This is a genomic window from Flavobacterium aquidurense, from assembly GCF_002217195.1.
In the GTDB taxonomy this organism is placed as follows: Bacteria; Bacteroidota; Bacteroidia; order Flavobacteriales; family Flavobacteriaceae; genus Flavobacterium; species Flavobacterium frigidimaris.
Map to the genome: position 1 here is coordinate 59,477 of NZ_MUGR01000022.1, position 22,865 is coordinate 82,341.

The 22,865-nt window shown below is 36.0% G+C and carries 25 protein-coding genes; 19 read left to right on the top strand and 6 right to left on the bottom strand.

Features of this window, described 5'->3' with window-relative positions; all coding sequences use genetic code 11:
* Nucleotides 1-24 precede the first annotated feature (24 nt).
* From B0A67_RS11405 to B0A67_RS11430, 6 genes are all read right to left on the bottom strand, one after another.
* On the bottom strand, nucleotides 25-774 hold the full coding sequence (locus tag B0A67_RS11405; protein WP_072960605.1) for a DUF2490 domain-containing protein: 750 nt from the start codon (nucleotides 772-774) through the stop codon (nucleotides 25-27).
* A 42-nt stretch (nucleotides 775-816) separates the two neighbouring features.
* Nucleotides 817-1,551 carry a 23S rRNA (guanosine(2251)-2'-O)-methyltransferase RlmB gene (rlmB, locus tag B0A67_RS11410; protein ID WP_072960607.1) on the bottom strand — a complete coding sequence of 245 codons (735 nt, stop codon included), beginning with the start codon at nucleotides 1,549-1,551 and terminating at the stop codon, nucleotides 817-819.
* Between the two features lie 85 nt (nucleotides 1,552-1,636).
* A complete protein-coding gene (locus B0A67_RS11415) occupies nucleotides 1,637-3,037 on the bottom strand; it encodes a SusD/RagB family nutrient-binding outer membrane lipoprotein (RefSeq protein ID WP_207557329.1) in 1,401 nt (466 codons plus the stop codon).
* Between the two features lie 17 nt (nucleotides 3,038-3,054).
* Nucleotides 3,055-6,111, bottom strand: coding sequence for a SusC/RagA family TonB-linked outer membrane protein (locus B0A67_RS11420; protein ID WP_072960614.1), 3,057 nt, complete (start codon nucleotides 6,109-6,111; stop codon nucleotides 3,055-3,057).
* Nucleotides 6,112-6,422: 311 nt separating this feature from the next.
* Nucleotides 6,423-7,928 (bottom strand): SusD/RagB family nutrient-binding outer membrane lipoprotein, encoded by a 1,506-nt coding sequence (locus B0A67_RS11425; protein WP_072960617.1) that lies wholly within the window; start codon nucleotides 7,926-7,928, stop codon nucleotides 6,423-6,425.
* An 11-nt stretch (nucleotides 7,929-7,939) separates the two neighbouring features.
* Nucleotides 7,940-11,152 carry a SusC/RagA family TonB-linked outer membrane protein gene (locus B0A67_RS11430; RefSeq protein WP_072960620.1) on the bottom strand — a complete coding sequence of 1,071 codons (3,213 nt, stop codon included), beginning with the start codon at nucleotides 11,150-11,152 and terminating at the stop codon, nucleotides 7,940-7,942.
* A gap of 1,026 nt (nucleotides 11,153-12,178) precedes the next feature.
* Here B0A67_RS11430 and rpsL point away from each other — a divergent pair.
* The 19 genes from rpsL to rpsH all read left to right on the top strand — a co-directional run bounded on the left by rpsL (nucleotide 12,179) and on the right by rpsH (nucleotide 22,853).
* Nucleotides 12,179-12,562, top strand: a complete 384-nt coding sequence (rpsL, locus tag B0A67_RS11435; RefSeq protein ID WP_007136570.1) for a 30S ribosomal protein S12 — start codon at nucleotides 12,179-12,181, stop codon at nucleotides 12,560-12,562.
* Nucleotides 12,563-12,680: 118 nt separating this feature from the next.
* On the top strand, nucleotides 12,681-13,157 hold the full coding sequence (gene rpsG / locus B0A67_RS11440) for a 30S ribosomal protein S7 (RefSeq protein WP_007803600.1): 477 nt from the start codon (nucleotides 12,681-12,683) through the stop codon (nucleotides 13,155-13,157).
* Nucleotides 13,158-13,167: 10 nt separating this feature from the next.
* A complete protein-coding gene (gene fusA / locus B0A67_RS11445; protein WP_072960623.1) occupies nucleotides 13,168-15,324 on the top strand; it encodes an elongation factor G in 2,157 nt (718 codons plus the stop codon).
* An 11-nt stretch (nucleotides 15,325-15,335) separates the two neighbouring features.
* Nucleotides 15,336-15,641, top strand: coding sequence for a 30S ribosomal protein S10 (rpsJ, locus tag B0A67_RS11450; RefSeq protein ID WP_007803605.1), 306 nt, complete (start codon nucleotides 15,336-15,338; stop codon nucleotides 15,639-15,641).
* A 406-nt stretch (nucleotides 15,642-16,047) separates the two neighbouring features.
* Nucleotides 16,048-16,665: a 50S ribosomal protein L3 gene (gene rplC, locus B0A67_RS11455; protein WP_007803612.1), complete on the top strand. Its 618-nt coding sequence runs from the start codon at nucleotides 16,048-16,050 to the stop codon at nucleotides 16,663-16,665.
* On the top strand, nucleotides 16,665-17,294 hold the full coding sequence (gene rplD / locus B0A67_RS11460; RefSeq protein ID WP_072960627.1) for a 50S ribosomal protein L4: 630 nt from the start codon (nucleotides 16,665-16,667) through the stop codon (nucleotides 17,292-17,294). Before rplC ends, rplD begins: the two co-directional genes overlap by 1 nt.
* A 7-nt stretch (nucleotides 17,295-17,301) precedes the next feature.
* Nucleotides 17,302-17,592: a 50S ribosomal protein L23 gene (gene rplW, locus B0A67_RS11465; RefSeq protein WP_007803621.1), complete on the top strand. Its 291-nt coding sequence runs from the start codon at nucleotides 17,302-17,304 to the stop codon at nucleotides 17,590-17,592.
* 9 nt (nucleotides 17,593-17,601) lie between these two features.
* Nucleotides 17,602-18,426 (top strand): 50S ribosomal protein L2, encoded by an 825-nt coding sequence (gene rplB, locus B0A67_RS11470; RefSeq protein ID WP_007803623.1) that lies wholly within the window; start codon nucleotides 17,602-17,604, stop codon nucleotides 18,424-18,426.
* Nucleotides 18,427-18,432: 6 nt separating this feature from the next.
* Nucleotides 18,433-18,711, top strand: a complete 279-nt coding sequence (gene rpsS / locus B0A67_RS11475; protein ID WP_012022488.1) for a 30S ribosomal protein S19 — start codon at nucleotides 18,433-18,435, stop codon at nucleotides 18,709-18,711.
* A gap of 6 nt (nucleotides 18,712-18,717) precedes the next feature.
* Nucleotides 18,718-19,131 carry a 50S ribosomal protein L22 gene (gene rplV / locus B0A67_RS11480; protein ID WP_007803631.1) on the top strand — a complete coding sequence of 138 codons (414 nt, stop codon included), beginning with the start codon at nucleotides 18,718-18,720 and terminating at the stop codon, nucleotides 19,129-19,131.
* A 5-nt stretch (nucleotides 19,132-19,136) separates the two neighbouring features.
* Complete coding sequence (rpsC, locus tag B0A67_RS11485; RefSeq protein ID WP_007803635.1) at nucleotides 19,137-19,898, top strand: 30S ribosomal protein S3; 762 nt, start codon at nucleotides 19,137-19,139, stop codon at nucleotides 19,896-19,898.
* Nucleotides 19,899-19,917: 19 nt separating this feature from the next.
* Nucleotides 19,918-20,343, top strand: a complete 426-nt coding sequence (rplP, locus tag B0A67_RS11490) for a 50S ribosomal protein L16 (RefSeq protein ID WP_007803637.1) — start codon at nucleotides 19,918-19,920, stop codon at nucleotides 20,341-20,343.
* 13 nt (nucleotides 20,344-20,356) lie between these two features.
* On the top strand, nucleotides 20,357-20,548 hold the full coding sequence (gene rpmC / locus B0A67_RS11495) for a 50S ribosomal protein L29 (RefSeq protein ID WP_007803639.1): 192 nt from the start codon (nucleotides 20,357-20,359) through the stop codon (nucleotides 20,546-20,548).
* Nucleotides 20,549-20,565: 17 nt separating this feature from the next.
* Nucleotides 20,566-20,826, top strand: coding sequence for a 30S ribosomal protein S17 (rpsQ, locus tag B0A67_RS11500; protein ID WP_007803646.1), 261 nt, complete (start codon nucleotides 20,566-20,568; stop codon nucleotides 20,824-20,826).
* Between the two features lie 2 nt (nucleotides 20,827-20,828).
* Nucleotides 20,829-21,197, top strand: a complete 369-nt coding sequence (rplN, locus tag B0A67_RS11505) for a 50S ribosomal protein L14 (protein ID WP_007803649.1) — start codon at nucleotides 20,829-20,831, stop codon at nucleotides 21,195-21,197.
* Nucleotides 21,198-21,208: 11 nt separating this feature from the next.
* Nucleotides 21,209-21,523: a 50S ribosomal protein L24 gene (gene rplX / locus B0A67_RS11510; protein WP_007803650.1), complete on the top strand. Its 315-nt coding sequence runs from the start codon at nucleotides 21,209-21,211 to the stop codon at nucleotides 21,521-21,523.
* A 2-nt stretch (nucleotides 21,524-21,525) separates the two neighbouring features.
* Complete coding sequence (gene rplE, locus B0A67_RS11515; RefSeq protein WP_035619635.1) at nucleotides 21,526-22,077, top strand: 50S ribosomal protein L5; 552 nt, start codon at nucleotides 21,526-21,528, stop codon at nucleotides 22,075-22,077.
* A 3-nt stretch (nucleotides 22,078-22,080) separates the two neighbouring features.
* Nucleotides 22,081-22,350 (top strand): 30S ribosomal protein S14, encoded by a 270-nt coding sequence (gene rpsN / locus B0A67_RS11520; protein WP_007803655.1) that lies wholly within the window; start codon nucleotides 22,081-22,083, stop codon nucleotides 22,348-22,350.
* 104 nt (nucleotides 22,351-22,454) lie between these two features.
* Nucleotides 22,455-22,853 carry a 30S ribosomal protein S8 gene (gene rpsH / locus B0A67_RS11525; RefSeq protein ID WP_017495014.1) on the top strand — a complete coding sequence of 133 codons (399 nt, stop codon included), beginning with the start codon at nucleotides 22,455-22,457 and terminating at the stop codon, nucleotides 22,851-22,853.
* Nucleotides 22,854-22,865 lie beyond the last annotated feature (12 nt).

Below are 22,865 nucleotides of genomic sequence, written 5' to 3' on the forward strand. Positions count from 1 at the left end.
ATGATGTAACTTTTTATTTAAATTTTAAAAAAAATTATTAAAAGTCACAGTGAGTGATGCTGCATTCATAATTTGATTCCCCTCGTCTCTGGGTAAGTATTCGTTAGCATAAGTGATTTCGACTTGTATGTCATCGGTAAACAAATAACCTGCACCAATGTTGAGTCTGTTTCTGTCAAAAAAACTAAGGCCGGTTACTTTTGTTCCGGATTTAAAAAACAGCTCGTCAGAAGCTACTCCATAAACAACACCTTCTCTTAGTACTTTACTGTTTATTGGCTGAATGTATTTTATTTGCTGGCGATATCTTAGAACATTATCATAATCTCCTTCTTCATTACGCATATGTCTGAGTTCCATTCTCATTCTGGTACTTAGTGTGTAGCCCGTTTTATGGAAATAGTAAATTCCCTGTAGAGCAAATCTAACTTCGGGAGATTTAAATTGGCCAATTTCGGGAACGTCTTTGTTGTAATTGTAGGCCAGAAAAGAGGAGAATTTCCAGCGTGGAGAAAAGTAGTAATGTCCCCAGACCCGTGCAGATCTTTGTATGTTTTGCTGGAAAATATTAGATGAAGATTCCGTGCTGCTATAGACAGCGCCTAGATTTAATTCAGCCGACCATTTTTCGCTGATGGTCCTGTTGAATTGAACTTCATTCCAAAATTGATTGTATGTAGTAGTCTGTCCGTAGTTAATACTTGTAATGAATAATATTACAAGTATTAAACCAGGTTTTTTAAGTACTATGTTATGAGTAGGTTTTAAAGACATCAATTGATATATTTATTTGTCATCCTAATTCCTCAATACTATTTAACTCCTTTGTCGAACAGTCTCGTATAAAAAAGCACCACAAGCTACAGAAACGTTTAGAGATCCTATCGATCCAAACATTGGCAGTTTTGCTTTTTCATCGACGATTTTAAGTACAGAAGGATTTATTCCTCTTTCTTCAGATCCCATGATAATAGCTACCGGCTCGTTTAATGTAACGTCATAGATGTTTTGATCTGTTTTTTCAGTTGCAGCAACAGTTTTAATTCCTGATCCCTGAAGATAAAAAATAGCATCTTTAATATGTTCAACTTTACAAATAGGCACATTAAATACAGCTCCTGCTGATGTTTTAACGGTGTCTCCGTTTACTGGGGCAGAACCTGATTTTTGTACAATGATTCCGTTTACACCAGTACATTCTGCAGTTCTGATAATAGCTCCAAAATTGCGGGCATCAGAAATCTGGTCTAATATTAAAAATAATGGTTTTGTTCCGGAAGCAATAGTTGATTCAACTAAATGTTCCAGTTCTATAAATCCAATAGGAGAGATGGTAGCAACTGCTCCCTGGTGATTGTTTGGAGTTAATCGATTTAGTTTTTCTACAGGTACATAAGAGAAATTAATGTTAGCGCGTTTCATCACTTTCATTAAATCTTTCATTAATTCTCCGGAAATCTCTTTTTGTATAAATACTTTATCAACTTCTTTTCCTGCTTGAATTGCTTCTATAATGGCTCTAATTCCAAATATTTGATGTTCTTTTTCCATGGGACAAATATAGGTATAATGTTTATATAAAAAAAAACCACTCTGAATGAACAGAGTGGTTTAATGTATTTACTTGAGAATAAAATTAGTCTTTATCCCACCAAATTTTTGAAGTTACGTTACTAACCACTGTAGCGTTAGGATTATATTGTCTTTCGTCAGAAGGCGTAGGTAATCTTACCGGAATAGTTTTTGTGTTTGAATCTTGATTAGGAACTAAAGCAGGGAATCCAGTTCTTCTGTAATCATTGTATGGTTCCATGGTTAAGAAAAGTGCAACATATTTCTGTTGAATAATGTTGGCAATGTCAAATGTATTAGTGGCACTTGCTAAAAATGCAGGTGTTGGTGCTGCACCAGTAACTTTTAATACAGAGGCGGTTACTGCTGCTTGCAAAGCAGCTTGAACACCACCTTGCGATAATCTAGCTTTAGCTTCAGCTTCAATAAATTTAGCTTCAGCGTAAGTGACTATTCCAACAGATGAGCTTACACTAGCATATCCTGGTCCTATATATGATGTAGTGGTCGATGTTTGATCATTTGCAGCATTTCCAACGTAAGTTGGTGGTGGAGTAGGATTTCCAGTAGGCTTATTTAATGCAATCATAAATGGTAACCTTGGGTCACTACTATTTATAAGGCCATCTACAAAATATTTACCAGTTTTTAAGTAGTTTCTCCTTTCAAGTTCAAATGCATACCATTGATTTTGACTAGTAGATTCTCCTGGGAAAATAGCATTAGCATCATCAGAATTAGATGTTAAGTTTGCTTTTGTGATAAAATCCAAGGCTTTTTGCGCAGCATTTGTATCAACTAATGTTAATCTCAAGGCGTATCTTGCTTTTAGTGCATAGGCAATTTTAATCCACTTTTGTGTGTTACCTTTGAAGATAATATCATCAGTTCCTGGAACAGAAGTGTTACTAGCTGCAGGTTTAGATAAATTTACTATCGCGTCGTCCAAAATAGTTTGTAAGCGTTGGTAGATTTCTTCCTGAGTATTGTATTTAGGTGCTGTGTTTCCTTCTTCTCCTCTAAAAGCTTCGTCGTAAGGGACGTCTCCCCACATATCAGTGGCGTAACCTAAGTTTATAGCTGTTAATACTTGTCCAATACCGTTATAGTATGGGTATTTAGCACTAAAGTCTCTATTTAGTAGATAACCGCTTACTAATGTTGTTGAATAAATATTATTCCACTCATTATTAACATCTTGTTCGGTAACTACATAACGTGCAATTTCTCCCATTTGACCTACATCGGTACCCGCTAAGTGCTGAGTAAAAATACCAGCATCTCTAATTACTCCACTGGTGTGTGTAGCGAAAGTTGAAACTTCCATAGTTGCCAGTAAAAGAGATGGTGTTGTTGTAATGGGGTTATTAGGGTTGTCGTTAAACTCATCTAATTCTGTCTGACAACCAGTTAGTAAAGAGATGCTAAAGGCTGCAAGAATTATATTTTTTATATATTTTTTCATTTTCATTAATTTTTAAATTAAAAACTTACCTTAACACTCATTATGAATGATTTACTACCTGGGTTGTTGAAGTAATCTAATCCATTTATTAATGAACCCGCACCAGTTAAACTTGTTTCAGGATCTACTCCTTTGTAGTTAGTATTTAACCATAAGTTTCTTCCTGTTAGAGATAATTGTGCGGCAGATAAGAATGGGAATTGTTTTACGTTAAAGTCGTAAGCAAGACTTACATCACGCAATCTAACCCAGTTTACAGTTTCAACTGCTTCTTCAGCAGCTCCACCACCATCTCCAAGGTATCTTTGGAAATAACTTTTTGCAGATATTTGAATGTCATTTTTAGTGCCGTCAGCTTTAACACCGTCAATAATGTAGTTACGATCTCTGTCTGCTGATCTTTCAGATACACCAAAGTTGTCTAATCTTGCTAATGTTCCATTATATACATCACCACCATGTCTGATATCGAATAATGCTGATAATGATACTCTTTTGTAAGAGAATGTGTTTCTGATTCCGCCAGTCCATTTTGGGGCTGAAGTTCCTAAGTTACCAGTTTCTTCTGCAATAAGAGGAAGTCCGTTCGTTCCGATAATTTTTTGACCGCTAGCATCACGTTGCCATTTTGTTCCATAAAAGCTACCTACTGGTTGTCCTTTTACAGCAAAATATCCAATTGAAGCGAACGCTGTTTCTATATTTACTTCATCTAAACCGCCTGAAATATCAGTAACTTCATTTTCGTTTTTAGCCCAGTTTAAGTTGATGTTCCATTGAAATGGATTGCTTTTTTTGAAAACATCATATCCAAATTCAACCTCAATACCTTTGTTAACTAATTCTGCTGCATTTCTGTAATCCTGAACAAAACCGCTTGATTTTGGTAAAGGAACATTTATTAATAAATCTTTTGAAGTTTTGTAATATAAGTTAACATCTAAAGTCAAACGGTTGTCTAAAAACTTAGTGCTTAAACCTAAATCATGACCTAATACTCTTTCGGGTTTTAAATTTGCGTTTCCTAAATTTCCTTGTACTGTCATTCCGTTTATTCCGCCATATGGAAATGCAAGTCCATCTGTGAAACCGTCAGTCATTGAAGGGTTAGTGTAGGTACTTACTGTTCTGTAAGCTGCTGGAGCAATACCAACTTCACCGTAACCATAGTTTACTTTTACATAATTAGCCCAGTCAAAAGTGTTAGATACAATCCATGATGCTGTTCCTGATGGGAAAACTGCACTATTTATGTTGTCTCCATAAGTTGATGACCATTCTTTTCTAATAGTACCTGCCAAGAAAACTTGATCTTTAATTTCAAATTCAACTTGACCAAATATAGCTCGTGACATTTGGTTTTCTTCGTAATTTGAAGCGTATTTTTCAGTAGTGTTTCCCAAGTTATATACTCCACGTACTGCAAGTTCTTTACCTCTTGAAAATACACTTAAATATTGAGTAGAACGTAAATTAAGACCTGCAGTATAGTTAATTTTTAACCATTCTGTTTTTAAAGGAATTAAACCAGTTGCGATTAAATCTCCATAGTAATCTTTGTTTGTAATACTATTGAAAGCGACTTCACCTCTTCCACCTAGTCCGTCACCATTTGATGATATTGCATAGATTTGCTTTCTAGCATCTGAATATGCGTCAATTCCTCCTTTTGCAGATAAAGACAGCCAATCTGCGTGTCTGTAGCTTAAAAATATATTACCTAAAGCGCGATTTACATCACTAGTTGCCGGATTTTCGTTTACAGTAAAGTAAGGGTTGTCATATGAAGCAAAATAGTTAGCGTTGTTTCCTTCAGCGTCTTGGTAGTTTCTTAAGTCATAGTTACTAACAGAACGTAATAAACTTAACATAACTCCTGCAGTGTTACTACCGTTTTGAGCTAAAGTGTTAGTAGTGTGTGTGTACTGCATACTACCTCCTGCTTTCCATTTTTCGCTTAATTTAATGTCGCCAACAAGTCTGATAGTGTTTCTTTTTAGACCTGTTTCCGGAATCATACCTGTTTGAGTAACATTACCGTATGATGCTCTAAAGGTTGCCTTTTCGTCTCCGCCAAAAAAAGAAATGTTGTTGTTGTAAGTAAGACCTTCTTGAAAAAAGTTCCCAACGTTGTCATAGGTAGGAACGCCAATTGCTGAAGCTAGTGGCCCCCAGCTTTGCGGGCTTGATGGGTCTACAGCTGTAGCTGTAGCTGAAGTTCCTTGTACGTATTTAGATTGTCTAGCAGGTAATTGGCTTACTTTGTCTATTGCTAACGAAGTGCTGTATTCAATGCCAATGCCTTTGTTGTTTTTACCTCTTTTAGTGGTGTAAATAATAACCCCATTTCCTGCTCTTGCTCCGTATAGTGCAGCGGCAGCAGGTCCTTTAAGTACAGTAACGCTTTCGATGTCATTAGGATTGATATCTAAGGCTCTGTTTGAATTGTTGATTCCAGATAAGTTGGCGTTAAATGGATTGTCTCCAGCAGCTGTTTGATCTGTGCTATTGTCGATTGGAACACCGTCTACAACGATTAATGGATCTGAAGATCTAGTAATTGAGTTTATACCTCTAATGATAATTTTACTAGACGCACCCGGAGTACCACCTGATCCAATTACTTGTACACCTGCAGCTTTTCCTGCTAATGCCTGAAGAACGTTTTGCTCACCAGATTTAGTGATTTCATCAGAAGTTACTTTAGATACAGCGTATCCAAGTTTTTTCTCGTCTTTTTTGATACCTAATGCGGTTACAACCACACCTTCAAGTTCTACTGAGTCGTCTTTTAATTTAACGCTTAGTGATGTTGAACTTGCGGCTACCTCTTGAGTTTTCATCCCGATGTAGCTAAATACCAAAATTTGGCTTGAAGATGCTTTGATAGAGAATTTACCATCAAAGTCTGTTTGTGTTCCTGTTTTTGTTCCTTTAACTAATACACTAACACCTGGTAAAGGCATTCCTGTATTGTCAGAAACTGTTCCAGAAACAGCTCTTTCTTGCGCGAAAGTAAGTTGCGCAACTAGTACTAATAATAGCACTAAGAATCCATTGAACTTTAGTTTCATTTTTAAATATTTTGAATTAGTTCGACAAAAATCTTAATAATTTGTTAATCTACCTAATATAAAACGCTTTTTTTTTAGTTAAATTGTGATTTTACTATAAGATATTGTTTTTTTATAGTTAAAAAACGTGTGTAAATCTTAAATCCGCATTTTTTTTGTTCAAATATGATAATAATGGAAAATATTGATATTACTTAAAATGTTAAATTTAAGAAAAAAGTGGTTATTTTTCTTTTTTTTATAACTTATGCACAAAAAAACCACTCTTTTTACGGAGTGGTTTTCTGTTAAATTATGTTAGGATTAACGTTTTATTTATCCCAGAATATTTTTGTGCTTAATTTATCTCCTCCAATTGAAGTAGAAGCAGCATTATAATTTGTAGCATTCAGTGTTTGTTCTCTAATAGGATATGCCATTCTTGATGGTACCTGACCTTCGGCTGCAGGATCTGCATTTGTAGGAGCTACCAGTACAGGGAAGTTTAGTCTTCTTGTAGATGTCCATCCTTCAAAACCTCTGTTAAACAAAGCATACCATGCCTGTTCTCCAACTTTTTGCTGCCATGTTCCCGTTGCAGTAGCATAAGCTACTTTAGGCTGTAGTAAGTAAGCATCAATTTTTGCTGCGGCTATGTCCCAGTCTTCCATAGATGCTCTGATTCCTGCTTCGTAATGTGAGGCAATAGATCCTCCTACAGCAACGCCTCTTCCCACGGCTTCTGCCAGTAAAAATTCAACTTCTGTATAATCTAATATTGTTCCGCTAAAATCCGGGGCTTTAATTTTGTCACTCATGTGCGTGAATCTTGCATAGATATTTTTTGCTCCAACGGGCGCGCCGAGATATCCTGTAACTACTGTGGTAGCTCCGGTTACTGGGTCAACAGCTCTATATGTTGGGAAAAAGTAAGCTTCTTTTCGTGGATCGTTTAAGGTTACTAAAGCATCAACAATTGGCTTTGTGGCAACGAAATCATTTCTGCCTGAGAATACCATGTCTACATAAAGAGGATTGGTGTTTGGCAGGTTTAGCATATAAGGCAGTTTGGCATTGTCGCTGTTAGAAGTAAAGCCTCCTGCTGCGCCTGATATAATTGCAGCGTCAGCAATTGCACCTTCTAAGCCGGATGCTTTTAGGTTTACCCCTAATTTAAGTTTGATGCTATTCGCAAATTTAATCCAGGCATTTAGATCATCCTGATATATAACTTCTGCTGTTCCAAATCCCGGATGTGAAGTGTCTAATCCTGCAATATCTGCATTTAGACGAACAATAAGATCTTTGTAGATGTCAACCGCTTTGTCGTATTTTGGAAGATAATTTGCTGATCCTTTTAAAGCGTCTGTATAAGGTACATCACCATATGTATCAACTAATATCTGGTAAGTATAAACGGTTAAGATGTCGATTAGTATTAATTGATTTTTCTTAGTGGCAGTCTTTTGAGTAAATTCTACATCAGTAGGGGATATTACTTCTTTGTCAATAAATTTTTTCGCATCCGTTAAATTGGCTAATGGTCCTGCGTAAAGTCTGTCCCAGTGATTGTCTGAGATTTTACGGGATACCCATTGGTAGAAAGATTCATCTGGGTAAGTTGTTTCTGTCCATTGCTGGTTCACCAGTCTGAATATGTTTTTGTTTACGTCTGTATTGATAAGCTGTTCTGTAAGGTCTTTTTCGGCATTAGTAAATAGTGTGCTTGCCGGAACGACAGAAGGGTTTTTTTCGTCGACGTTTAAATCTGTTAGGCTATTATCGTCACAAGAAACTGTGAGGATGAAGATTCCTAAAACGTATATTAAATTTTTCATTTTCTTTGGTATTAAAATTTGAAAGTTAAGTTAAATCCGATATCTCTTGTAGTTGGAAGAGAACCTACAGAATAACCTCTTGAGCTGTTTCCTGAAGATAATCCACTTTCAGGATCTGCATAAGGAAGATTTTTGCTGATTATCCATAGATTAGAACCTAAGATACTTAGTGAGGCAGCATTGATAAATGTATTTTCGAACATGCTTTTAGGGAAGTTGTAGGTAATAGAAACTTCTCTTAATTTTACAAATGAGGCATCGTAAACAAAAGCTTTGTTAGGTGCGGCTTTATATCCAAAACTGTTTTCAGTATTTCCTCCTCCTGTTTTTACAGTATTTGGAGTTCCGTCCGGAGCAACTCCAGGGTTTAAAACTCCGTTTTCTCTAATGTCACCCACCGCAGTCTCTTTGTATAGTCCTGTAGAAAGTCCGTAGTACATATCTAATGAGAAGATGTCTCCTCCTTTTTGTGTGTCAATTAAAAAGCCTAAAGAGATGTTTTTATAATTGAATTTATTTCTTAGACCACCAATCCAATCCGGAGTAACGTTTCCTATTGTATTGGTTGCAGAAGTAGTGATCATGTATTTTCCTGTAGCCTGGTCAATTGTTGGTTGTCCGTTTGTATAAACATAGTCTGTTCCTTTAAGTGCTCCGTATGCCTCACCAGGTGCTGCATTAACAGTTACTCCTCCTTGGAATGAGCCTAATTGAAGGTTGTCTAGCCCATTTGGTAAAGAGATAACTTTGCTTTTATTGTTAGACCAGTTTACGATAATTTCCCAGCTAAAGTCTTTTGTTTTTATCGGGGTTCCGTATAATTGAATCTCTAAACCTCTGTTTTCTATATCTCCACCGTTTACAACTCCATTAGTGTATCCGGATGCAGAAGAAACTGCAGCAGAAACGATTTGGTCAACTGAGTTTGTTTTGTAGTAAGTAATGTCAAATCCTAAGCGTCTGTCTAATAAACTTGTCTCCAGACCAACTTCGAATGATTTAGTTCTTTCTGGTTTTAGGTCTGGATTTTTGTTTATACTGCGAAATGGATTAAGTAATGCATTTGTGTATAAAGGCTGACCTTGAAAATTTGAAGCTCTGGTGTACGTATTGTTAAGTTGTAATGCGTCTGCATCATTTCCTACTTCAGCGTAGTTGATTCTGAATTTTCCCAGGTTTAACCAATTTGCTTTAACTAAGTTTGAGAATAAGAATGATCCTGAAACAGCCGGATAAACATAAGAATTGTTGTTTGATGGTAATGTAGAGGAAACGTCTCTTCTGACAGATGCGTCTAAGAAATAAGTGTCTAAGTAGCCAATTGATCCCTGAGCGTACAAACCGTTAACACCCGATGATATTTTAGCTTCTTTAGGAAAAGGTAAATCTAAACGGGAATTTGATAATGCGTATATACCCGGAACTACTAAGCCGCCTACTGTAGAGGATAGGACATTGTCTCTGTCGTTTCTTCTGATGTTCATACCAACTACTCCGTTTAAACTGATGTCGTCTCCGAATTTTTTGTTGAAATTCAACATTACATCATAATTGATTTCCTGAAAGTTGATATCGTTTCTTTGGTAGCCTGATGCTTCGTTAACTGGTGACAGGCCAAATCCGGTTGGGACAGATCCTATGGCTCTTCTTTCTTCCTGGAGTTGTTTGTAGGTATCTAATGACACCCTTCCCAAGGCGCTTAACCACGGAGTGATTTCGTAATTTAAAGAGGCGTAGCTAAATAAGCGTGTTCTGTCATCTGAAGAGTAATTTTGATAACGGGTAAAGTATGGATTGTCCCAATATGCCGGTACAAGGCCTTCGGGAGTTGTAGGGTCAGCCCAGTTCCAGGTTACGTTTTGACCACCTGAAGCGAAATACACATCTTTTTGCGCCTGAACGTCAGTGTTGGTTTGCCACCATTGTCTGAAGTTACCAAGGACGTTGTCATTGTAACCGGTAGAGTTTCGTCCAATTGTACTTTGTAAAGTAACCGAAGCGTATGCGTTTGCGGTTAATTTATCGTTTACTTTTTGACTAAACCTTGCGCTTATTTGATTTTTCTTCAATTGGCTATTTGGTAAAATACCAGTCTGATCTGTGTTAACATAAGTCATGGATAAGCTTGATCTGTCTGTAGATTTTTCAAGAGAGATACTATTAACAAATGTATTGGCGTGGTTAAAGAACGTGATTGGGCCATTCTTGGCAGCGGTCCAAGGCGTTGCTTTGTTGAAGTTGGGAGAGTAAGGAGTAAAAGCATCCCATTGATAAACTAATTGATTGTCAAATATATCTCCGTTTGATGCGTCATTAGATGTGTCTACTGTATCTGGAGTTCCGGTTCCTAAAAATGAAGATCCAAAACCGTATCCTGATCCGTATCTGTTTTGGTATTCAGGAAAAGTTGATTTGTCTACAGTTCCGTTAGTGTAGCCACTTGAGAAAGAGAATCCTATCTTATTGTCTGATTTGCCTTTTTTTGTGGTTACCATTACAACGCCATTTGCGGCTCTTGATCCGTATAGTGCAGTTGCGGCTGCTCCTTTTAGGATGTTAATGCTTTCAATGTCTTCTTGATTGATATCAGATGCATTGTTACCGTAATCGTAACCGCCGCGTCCTACTTGTTGAGAAGAAGTGTTTGAGTTTGAGTTGTCGATTGGTACCCCGTCAATTACCCATAACGCCTGATTGTTTCCGGTAAGAGATTTGCTTCCTCTGATTACAACATTTGTAGAGCCTCCAAAGTTGGTGTTTCTTGAAACTTCAACTCCTGCCGCTTTACCGGATAATAGATTCGCAACGTTTGTGTTTCCGGCACCACCGTTTAAATCTTTACCTGCGATTTGTTGTGAAGCATATCCAAGAGATTTTTTCTCTCTTTTAATACCCATTGCAGTTGTTACTACAACGCCTTCTAGTTGTTGTGCGTCCCCTGATAATTTTGTATTCACTTGAGAGGAGCTCGCTGTGATTTCTTGCGACTTCATTCCGATGTAGCTAAATACTAAAATTTGGCTGGGTGCTGCTTTGATCGAATATTTACCGTCAAAATCGGTTTGCGTCCCGGTTTTTGTTCCCTTAATTAATACACTTACGCCTGGTAATGGCATTCCTGCATCATCGGTAACAGTGCCCGAAACGACTCTTTCCTGCGCAAAGGTTAGTTGCGCGAATAGTACTATTAACAGTACTAAAAATCCATTGAACTTTGGTTTCATTTTCTCAATTATTTTGAATTAGTATTACAATATTCATAATAATTAGTTAATAATCCTAACGTTGTGTTAATGAATTTTAATAAAAGGTTAAAATTTAACATTTTAACATAATTCAGTAATACTGTTATAAAATTTCATTTTCTCTTTGTTTATGCGCCCGACGGCGATAATTATTCTTAGAGAAAAATGTTTATTAGTGTAATTTAAATCTTATAATTTTAAAGTTTGACTCCCGTGATTTTTTGTTTTTGTTTGAAATGAATTTGATTTGTTAAAATTTATCATGAATCACGTTTTTAGGCATTAATTTTTGTTGATCAACCATGATTTCAGGTTGAAATTAGATTTATATTTATTGTTTGATAGGGCATTCTTTTGGATTTTGATATGGTGTCAAAAAGTAGTTGCCTTTTTATTCTTAAGTATTGTTTTGCTAAAAATAAAGCCCTTGTTGATGTCAGCTAGTTTTCTTGATTCGAAATGTTTTGTCCTTTTATAATAAAGCTATGATTATGCTTTTTTTATTCCTGGTTGGACTTTGAAAAATAGTTGTTTGTATGAACCTATATAATTGGTAGCTCTTTTTTTCTTCTTTATAGGTCTATGTATTGGTATGTAAGTGTAGTTGTTTTGTTTCTTGGCTTATTATGGAGAAAGTCTATTTTGTGGTTTTTTGAAACGCTTTTTAATTTATTATGTAATAATTTGAAGGTTTAGTATCAGATTTTCGAAATCAATTATGGTGGTTTCTGATTTTATTTAGTCGTTTGGTTTTAAATAGAAATTAAGGTTATCGTTATTGGTGTTCATTAAAAAAAAAGAATAAGTGAGTGAAGTGTTTTAAAGCTAACCGTTTGGTTTGTAAAAGCATTACAAATATTAATTGTTTGTATGTAAAAAGTTAAGCTTAAATAATGTTATTGAAAATTAATGAATTAACGTTTGTATAGTGAAAATTATTTTATACATTTGCAACCCCGTAAAAAGCGGGAATTTAATATACATAATAAATTTTTAGTATTAATTATGCCAACAATTCAACAATTAGTAAGAACAGGAAGAACTCAGATAACTAAGAAGAGTAAATCGGTTGCTTTAGATTCTTGTCCTCAAAGAAGAGGGGTTTGTACGCGTGTTTACACTACTACACCAAAAAAACCAAACTCTGCAATGCGTAAAGTAGCGCGTGTACGTTTGACAAATGGTAATGAGGTGAATGCTTACATCCCTGGAGAAGGACACAATTTACAAGAGCACTCGATAGTATTAGTTAGAGGTGGAAGGGTAAAAGATTTACCAGGTGTTAGATATCATATCGTTCGTGGAGCGCTTGACACGTCAGGAGTTGCAGGAAGAACGCAAAGAAGATCTAAGTACGGTGCTAAACGCCCAAAAGAAGCAAAAAAGTAATTTAAAACGTTAAGAGTTGGAGGTTAGGAGTTAAGGGTTGGAGATTTGAGGTGAAAGCTGAGAAAGATAACGCATAACATTTAACGGATAACCTATAACTTTTTATTAAAAAAAAGACATGAGAAAAAGAGCGGCAAAGAAAAGACCACTTTTACCAGATCCAAGGTTTAATGACCAATTGGTAACACGTTTTGTGAACAACTTAATGTGGGATGGTAAGAAATCTACAGCTTTCAAAGTATTTTATGATGCAATTGACATCATTGAGTCTAAAAAGCAAGATTCAGAGAAATCTTCATTAGAAATTTGGAAAGATGCTTTAACAAACGTTATGCCTCACGTAGAAGTACGTAGTCGTAGGGTTGGTGGAGCTACATTTCAAATTCCAATGCAAATTAGACCAGACAGAAAAATTTCTATGGCAATGAAGTGGTTAATACTTTATTCCAGAAGAAGAAATGAAAAATCTATGGCACAACGTTTAGCGTCAGAATGTTTAGCTGCGGCTAAAGAAGAAGGTGCTGCGGTTAAGAAAAGAATGGATACTCACAAGATGGCAGAAGCTAACAAAGCTTTCTCTCACTTTAGATTTTAATTCGTAAGAAATGGCTAGAGATTTAAAATATACAAGAAATATCGGAATTGCTGCTCACATTGATGCTGGTAAAACAACAACAACTGAGCGTATTCTTTTTTATACTGGTAAAACTCACAAAATTGGTGAAGTACATAATGGTGCTTCTACAATGGACTGGATGGAACAAGAAGCAGAGAGAGGTATTACAATTACTTCTGCGGCTACTACTTGTGAGTGGAATTTTCCAACTCAACAAGGAAAAGTTTTGCCAGAAACATTGCCTTACCACTTTAATATTATTGATACTCCGGGACACGTTGATTTTACTGTAGAGGTAAATCGTTCTTTACGTGTACTTGATGGTTTGGTTTTCTTGTTTAGTGCAGTTGATGGTGTTGAGCCTCAGTCTGAAACTAACTGGAGACTTGCAGATCAATATAGAGTTCCTCGTATGGGATTTGTTAATAAAATGGACAGACAAGGTTCTAACTTTTTGAATGTATGTCAACAAGTTAGAGATATGTTGAAGTCTAATGCAGTTGCGATCACTTTGCCAATTGGTGAAGAGAATGATTTCAAAGGTGTGGTTGATTTAGTGAAAAATCAGGCTATTATATGGCATGATGAAACTTTAGGAGCTACTTTTGATATTGTGCCTATTCCTGAGGATATGCTTGCAGAAGTAAAGGAATACAGATCTATTCTTATTGAAGCAGTTGCTGATTATGATGAGAATCTTTTGGAGAAATTCATGGAAGATGAAAATTCTATTACAGAAGAGGAAATCAATAAAGCTTTAAGAGCTGCTACTATAGATATGGCAATTATCCCAATGCTTGCTGGTTCTTCTTTCAAAAACAAAGGAGTTCAGTTTATGTTGGATGCTGTATGTAAGTATTTGCCATCTCCAATGGATAAAGAAGGTATTGAAGGGATTCACCCTGATGATGCTGAATTATTAGAGGAAGATCAAACTAAAATCTTGCGTAAGCCAGATGTAAAAGAGCCGTTCGCTGCTTTGGCATTTAAAATTGCTACTGACCCATTCGTAGGTCGTTTAGCTTTCTTCCGTGCTTACTCTGGTCGTTTAGATGCTGGTTCTTATGTTTTGAACACTCGTTCAGGAAATAAAGAAAGAATTTCTCGTATCTACCAAATGCACGCAAACAAACAAAATCCAATCGAATTTATTGAGGCTGGAGATATTGGGGCTGCTGTTGGATTTAAAGATATTAAAACTGGAGATACATTGTGTGATGAAAAACACCCAATTATTCTTGAGTCTATGAAATTCCCTGCGCCGGTAATTGGTATTGCAATTGAACCTAAAACTAAGGCTGACGTTGATAAAATGGGTATGGCTTTGGCTAAATTAGCTGAAGAGGATCCAACGTTTACTGTTAGAACAGATGAGGCTTCAGGGCAAACAATTATCTCTGGTATGGGTGAGCTTCACTTAGATATCTTGGTAGATCGTATGAAACGTGAATTTAAAGTTGAAGTGAACCAAGGTGAGCCTCAAGTTGAATATAAAGAAGCGTTTACTAGAAGTGCAACGCATAGAGAGACTTATAAGAAACAATCAGGAGGTCGTGGTAAATTCGGTGATATCGTATTTACACTTGAACCAGCTGACGAAGTTGATGGTAAAGTACCTGTAGGATTGCAATTTATTAATGCTGTAAAAGGTGGTAACGTTCCTAAGGAATATATTCCATCTGTAGAAAAAGGTTTCCGTGAAGCTATGAAAACTGGTCCTTTAGCAGGATATCAGGTGGATAGTTTGAAAGTGACTTTAACTGACGGATCTTTCCACCCTGTCGATTCTGATGCTCTTTCTTTTGAATTGGCTGCAAGAATGGGGTATAGAGAAGTTGCTAAAGCTGCTGGAGCGGTAATTCTTGAGCCTATCATGAAAATGGAAGTTATTACTCCTGAAGAAAACATGGGAGATATCGTAGGTGATATCAACCGTCGTAGAGGTCAGGTTAATGACATGGGTGACAGAAATGGTGCTAAAACTATTAAAGCTGATGTGCCATTATCAGAAATGTTTGGATATGTAACAACATTAAGAACATTGTCTTCTGGTAGAGCTACTTCAACAATGGAGTTCTCTCACTATGCAGAAACACCTTCTAATATTTCAGAAGCTGTAATTAAAAAAGCAAAAGGTAACGCTTAATTCTTAAGAAAATGAGTCAAAAAATCAGAATAAAACTAAAATCTTACGATCACATGTTGGTAGACAAGTCTGCTGAAAAGATCGTAAAAACAGTAAAAACTACTGGAGCAGTTGTAACAGGTCCAATTCCGTTGCCAACTCACAAAAAACTTTTCACTGTGTTGCGTTCTCCGCACGTTAACAAAAAAGCGAGAGAGCAATTTGAAGTAATGTCATACAAGAGATTGATTGATATTTATTCATCTTCATCTAAAACTATTGATGCATTAATGAAACTTGAATTGCCAAGTGGAGTTGAAGTAGAAATAAAAGTATAATTTTTTTATTATATTTTACGTATAAAAGCGAGGCATTTTTTGTCTCGCTTTTTTTGTTGTTAAAAGTTTTGTTTGTTATTTTTTTGAAGAAATATGTTTTTGCGGTTTATTATTTTTTATTTGATCAAAGAGCCTCTTGTTAAGGGTGTTGCGTATTTTTTTCTTGAGGGGAATTAAGTAATTGTTAAGTCTTTTATTGATGAGCGTTAAAAAATAGATGGTTGGTTTATTGAGGAAATAAGATGCTGTTGTTGGTGATCTTGGTGCTTTGATTTTGATTATGAGACATTTAATTTTTGTAACTGTTTGGTATATTCAATTTTAATGTATACTTTTGCACTCCCTGTTTGGAAATTTCTGTTATTTTCAAATTGAAGGGAATTTTAGTAATTAATAATTAATATTTATGTCTGGGTTAATTGGTAAAAAAATCGGCATGACTAGTATTTTCGACGAAAACGGGAAAAACATTCCTTGTACAGTAATCGAGGCTGGGCCGTGTGTTGTTACCCAAGTCAGAACCAAAGGTGTTGACGGGTACGAAGCGTTGCAACTTGGTTTCGATGACAAAAACGAGAAACATTCCACTAAAGCGGCTTTAGGTCACTTTAAAAAAGCTGGAACTGTTGCTAAGAAAAAAGTCGTTGAATTTCAAGATTTTGCAACTGAACAAAAATTAGGAGATCTTATTGATGTTTCTATTTTTGCTGAAGGAGAATTTGTAGATGTACAAGGTGTATCTAAAGGTAAAGGTTTTCAAGGGGTTGTTAAGCGTCACGGATTTGGTGGTGTTGGACAAGCAACTCACGGTCAACACAACCGTTTAAGAGCGCCAGGTTCTGTGGGAGCTTCTTCTTATCCATCTAGAGTATTCAAAGGAATGCGTATGGCTGGAAGAATGGGAGGAGACAATGTAAAAGTTCAAAACCTTAGAGTTTTAAAAGTAGTTGCTGAAAAGAACCTGCTTGTTATTAAAGGATGCGTTCCTGGACATAAAAACTCTTATGTAATCATTCAGAAGTAATGGAAGTAAAAGTATTAGATTTCAACGGAAAAGATACTGGAAGAAAAGTTCAACTTTCTGATTCAGTATTCGCAATTGAACCAAACAATCACGCTGTATACCTTGATGTTAAGCAATATCTTGCTAATCAAAGACAAGGAACTCACAAGGCTAAAGAAAGAGCTGAAGTGACAGGAAGTACACGTAAGATTAAAAAACAAAAAGGAACAGGTACAGCTCGTGCGGGAAGTATCAAAAATCCATTGTTTAAAGGTGGTGGAACAATTTTTGGACCAAGACCAAGAAGTTATTCATTTAAATTGAATAAAGGCTTGAAGAGATTGGCAAGAAAATCAGCTTTCTCAATCAAAGCAAAAGAGGCGAATATCATCGTTCTTGAAGACTTTAATTTTGAAGCGCCAAACACTAAAAATTTCATTAACGTTTTGAAAGCTTTAGGGTTAGAAAATAAAAAATCTCTATTTGTGTTGGGAGAGTCGAATAAAAATGTATATTTGTCCTCACGCAATTTAAAGGCTTCTAATGTCGTAACTAGCTCAGAATTAAGCACTTACGCTATTTTAAACACTAATAATTTAGTGCTTTTAGAAGGTTCTTTGGAGTTAATCGAAGAAAATTTAAGCAAATAATAGGAATATGAGTATCATAATTAGACCTATAGTAACAGAAAAAGTAACCAAAGAAAGTGAAGTTTTAAACCGCTTCGGATTCGTTGTTGACAAAAAAGCAAACAAAGTTCAGATTAAGAAAGCTATTGAAGCTGCTTATGGAGTAACTATCGTTTCAGTTAACACGATGAACGTAAGACCGGATAGAACTACAAAATACACTAAAAGTGGTTTGATCAGTGGAAAGACAAATGCAATTAAAAAAGCGATTGTTCAAGTACAAGAAGGAGAAACAATTGATTTTTACAACAATATCTAAGATAGAAAAATGTCAGTAAGAAAATTAAAACCTATTACCCCAGGTCAGCGATTTAGAGTTGTGAATGGTTATGACGCCATTACAACTGATAAGCCGGAACGCTCTTTGATAGCGCCGATAAAAAACTCTGGAGGTAGAAATAGTCAAGGAAAGATGACCATGCGTTATACGGGTGGTGGTCACAAGCAGAGATATCGTATTATTGATTTCAAAAGAACTAAAGACGGAATTCCGGCTACAGTGAAATCAATCGAATATGATCCAAATCGTACTGCATTTATCGCTTTATTAGCTTACGCTGATGGAGAGAAAACTTATGTTATTGCTCAAAACGGATTGAAAGTTGGTCAGAAATTAGTTTCTGGTCCGGAATCTCAACCTGAAATTGGTAATACATTGCCTTTAAGCAGAATTCCTTTAGGAACTGTAATCTCTTGTATTGAGTTACGTCCAGGTCAGGGAGCGGTAATCGCTCGTTCAGCTGGTACATTTGCTCAATTAATGGCAAGAGATGGAAAATATGCTACAATCAAAATGCCATCTGGTGAAACAAGATTGATCTTGTTAACTTGTTCGGCTACAATTGGAGCTGTTTCTAATTCAGACCACCAATTAGTTGTATCAGGAAAAGCTGGTAGAACAAGATGGTTAGGAAGAAGACCTAGAACAAGACCTGTTGCAATGAACCCTGTTGATCACCCAATGGGTGGTGGAGAAGGACGTTCTTCTGGTGGACATCCACGTTCAAGAAATGGAATACCAGCAAAAGGTTATAGAACTCGTTCTAAGAAAAACCCGAGTAACAAGTATATCGTAGAACGTAGAAAGAAATAATAAGATATGGCACGTTCATTAAAAAAAGGACCTTTCGTTCATTATAAGTTAGACAAGAAAGTTCAGGAAAACGTAGAGAGTGGTAAAAATAGTGTAGTGAAGACTTGGTCTAGAGCTTCTATGATTACTCCGGATTTCGTTGGACAAACTATCGCAGTTCATAACGGTCGTCAATTTGTACCAGTTTACGTAACAGAAAACATGGTAGGTCACAAATTAGGAGAATTTTCACCAACTAGATCTTTTAGAGGTCATGCTGGAGCAAAAAATAAAGGTAAAAAATAAGAAGCAATGGGAGTTCGTAAAAGAGAAACAGCAGATGCGAGAAAAGAGGCTAATAAGTCTATTGCTTTCGCAAAATTGAATAACTGCCCTACTTCACCTAGAAAAATGCGCTTAGTAGCGGACTTGGTAAGAGGTCAGAAGGTAGAAAGAGCACTTAACATCTTAAGATTTAGTTCTAAAGAAGCTTCAAGAAAATTAGAGAAACTATTATTATCTGCAATCAATAACTGGGAGCAAAAAAATAGTGAAGGTAATTTAGAAGAAGCTGGATTATTTGTTAAGGAGATCAGAGTAGATGGTGGAATGATGTTGAAAAGACTTCGTCCAGCTCCACAAGGTCGTGCACACAGAATAAGAAAACGTTCTAATCACGTAACAATCGTGCTTGGAGCTATCAATAACACACAAAGCAATTCTTAAGCAGCATGGGACAAAAGACAAATCCAATTGGAAATAGACTTGGTATCATCAGAGGGTGGGACTCAAACTGGTATGGTGGAAATGATTACGGTGATAAACTTGCCGAAGATCACAAAATCAGAAAGTATATCCACGCTCGTTTATCAAAAGCTAGTGTATCTAAAGTAATCATCGAGAGAACTTTGAAACTTGTAACCGTTACTATCACTACTGCCAGACCTGGTATCATTATCGGAAAAGGTGGACAAGAGGTAGACAAGTTGAAAGAAGAACTTAAGAAAGTTACTGACAAAGAGGTTCAAATCAACATCTTTGAAATCAAAAGACCTGAATTAGATGCTTATCTTGTGGCGACAAGCATCGCTCGTCAAATCGAAAGCCGTATTTCTTACAGACGTGCAATCAAAATGGCTATTGCTGCTTCTATGCGTATGAACGCTGAAGGTATCAAAGTTTTGATTTCTGGTCGTTTGAATGGTGCAGAGATGGCACGTTCAGAAGGTTTCAAAGAAGGTAGAATTCCTCTATCAACTTTCAGAGCTGATATTGATTATGCTTTGGCTGAAGCTCACACTACTTATGGTAGAATGGGGATCAAAGTATGGATCATGAAAGGTGAAGTTTATGGAAAGAGAGATCTTTCTCCACTTGCAGGAATGGATAAAAAACAATCTGGAACTGGTGGTGGTAAAGGTGGAGATTCTCCGAGAGGAGACAGAAAACCTTTTAATAAAGGTGGAAAACCAGACGCTCGTAAAAGAAAGTAAATTTTTAAACTAAAGAAAAATGTTACAGCCTAAAAGAACAAAATACCGTAAGGTACAAAAGGGTAAAATGAAAGGTAACTCTCAAAGAGGGCATGAACTTTCTAATGGAATGTTTGGTATTAAATCTGTACATGAAGATGGAATGTTCTTAACTTCTCGTCAAATCGAAGCTGCGCGTATTGCTGCAACTCGTTTCATGAAGAGAGAAGGACAATTATGGATCAAAATATTTCCAGACAAACCAATTACTAAGAAGCCTCTTGAGGTACGTATGGGTAAAGGTAAAGGTGCCGTTGAATATTGGGCTGCCGTTGTTAAACCCGGAAGAATTATGTTTGAAGTTGGAGGAGTTCCTTTATCAGTTGCAAAAGAGGCGTTACGTCTTGCAGCTCAAAAGCTTCCAGTAAAAACTAAATTCGTCGTTGCTAGAGATTTCGAAGCATAATTAAATTTATATTATGAAACAATCAGAAATAAAAGATCTTTCTGCAGCGGAGTTGCAAGAAAAACTTAGTCAAACTAAGAAAATATATGCTGACCTAAAAATGGCTCACGCTATTTCTCCAATTGAGAACCCACTTCAAATTAGAAGTGTAAGAAGAACAGTTGCAAGATTGGCTACAGAGTTAACTAAAAGAGAGTTACAATAATTGTATTCTGCTGAAAGATGGAAGAAAAAAGAAATTTAAGAAAAGAAAGAATAGGTGTTGTTACTTCAAATAAAATGGATAAGTCTATTGTTATTGCTGAAGTAAGAAAAGTAAAACACCCATTATACGGTAAGTTCGTGTTGAAAACAAAGAAATACGTTGCACACGACGAAACAAACGACTGTAACATTGGAGATACTGTAAGAATTAGCGAAACGCGTCCTTTAAGTAAAACAAAATGTTGGAGATTAGTTGAAATCTTAGAAAGAGCTAAATAATTATGGTACAACAGGAATCAAGACTAAAAGTAGCAGATAACACGGGAGCAAAAGAAGTTTTAACTATCCGTGTTTTAGGAGGTACCAAAAGAAGGTATGCCTCTGTTGGTGACAAGATTGTAGTATCTATTAAAGATGCAACTCCTAACGGTAACGTTAAAAAAGGAGCTGTTTCAACTGCAGTTGTTGTACGTACCAAAAAAGAAGTGAGAAGAGCTGATGGTTCTTATATCCGTTTCGATGATAATGCATGTGTTCTTTTGAACGCTGCAGGGGAAATGAGAGGAACACGTGTTTTTGGTCCGGTAGCAAGAGAACTTCGTGAAAAACAATTCATGAAAATTGTATCATTAGCACCAGAAGTGCTTTAATTCGTTTTAAGATGATAAAGCTAAAAATAAAATCAGGAGACATCGTAAGAGTTATTGCTGGAGACCATAAAGGTGCTGAAGGTAAAGTATTACGTGTTTACCGTGAGAAAAATAAAGCGATAGTTGAAGGTGTAAACATGGTTTCGAAACATACAAAACCAAGTGCTAAAAACCCTCAAGGTGGTATCGTTAAGAAAGAAGCTTCTATACAAATATCTAACATTTCACTAATTGATCCTAAAACTAAGGAAACAACTAGAGTTGGTATTAGAGTAGAAGGAGATAAGAAAGTAAGATTTTCAAAAAAATCTAATCAAGTACTATAGTAATGGCATATACACCTAGACTAAAAGAAGAATATAAGAGTAGAGTAATCTCTGCTCTTAAAGAGGAATTCGGATATACAAACGTGATGCAAGTTCCAAAACTTGAGAAAATCGTTTTGAGCCGTGGAGTTGGTGCAGCTGTATCTGATAAAAAACTTATTGACTATGCAGTTGATGAGTTAACAAAGATCACTGGACAAAAAGCAGTATCTACAATTTCAAAGAAAGACGTTGCGTCATTCAAATTGAGAAAAGGGATGCCTATTGGAGCAAAAGTTACTTTACGTGGTGAAAGAATGTATGAGTTTTTAGATAGACTTATTACTTCTGCTTTACCACGCGTTAGAGATTTTAGTGGTATCAAAGCTACTGGTTTCGACGGAAGAGGTAATTACAACCTTGGAGTTTTAGAGCAAATCATTTTCCCTGAAATTGATATTGACAAAGTAAACAAAATTTCAGGAATGGATATTACATTTGTTACTACTGCTCAAACAGACAAGGAAGCAAAGTCATTATTGGCTGAATTAGGATTACCTTTTAAAAAGAATTAAGACATGGCTAAAGAATCAATGAAAGCCCGTGAGGTGAAAAGAGAGAAAACGGTAGCTAAGTATGCTGAGAAAAGAAAAGCTTTGAAAGAAGCTGGAGATTTTGAAGGTCTACAAAAATTACCTAAAAATGCTTCACCAGTTCGTTTACACAATCGTTGTAAATTAACAGGCAGACCAAGAGGTTATATCCGTCAATTTGGTATTTCACGTGTAACTTTCCGTGAGATGGCTAATAATGGATTAATTCCTGGAGTTAAAAAGGCATCTTGGTAATCTCGCAATAAGTTACTACTTTTGCAAACCAAAAAATAATTTTAATTGATTAAAGGTTCGGGAGGCGAGTGCCTCCCGAAAACCATAGTCGCAATCAAATACATATGTATACAGATCCTATTGCAGATTATTTGACTAGAGTTCGTAACGCTGTGGCTGCAAACCACAAAGTTGTTGAAATTCCGGCATCTAATCTAAAAAAAGAAATAACTAAGATCTTATTTGATCAAGGTTATATCTTGAGTTACAAATTTGAAGACAACTCTGTACAGGGTTCAATCAAAATTGCTTTGAAGTATGATAAAGATACTAAAGAGCCTGTAATTAAAGATATCCAAAGAATTAGTAAACCTGGTTTACGTAAATATGCAGGTGCTGCCAAATTACCAAGAATCCTTAACGGATTAGGAATTGCTATTGTTTCAACTTCAAAAGGTCTTATGACTGGAAAACAAGCGAAACAATTAAATGTAGGTGGTGAAGTAATTTGTTACGTATACTAATTTTAAAGACTA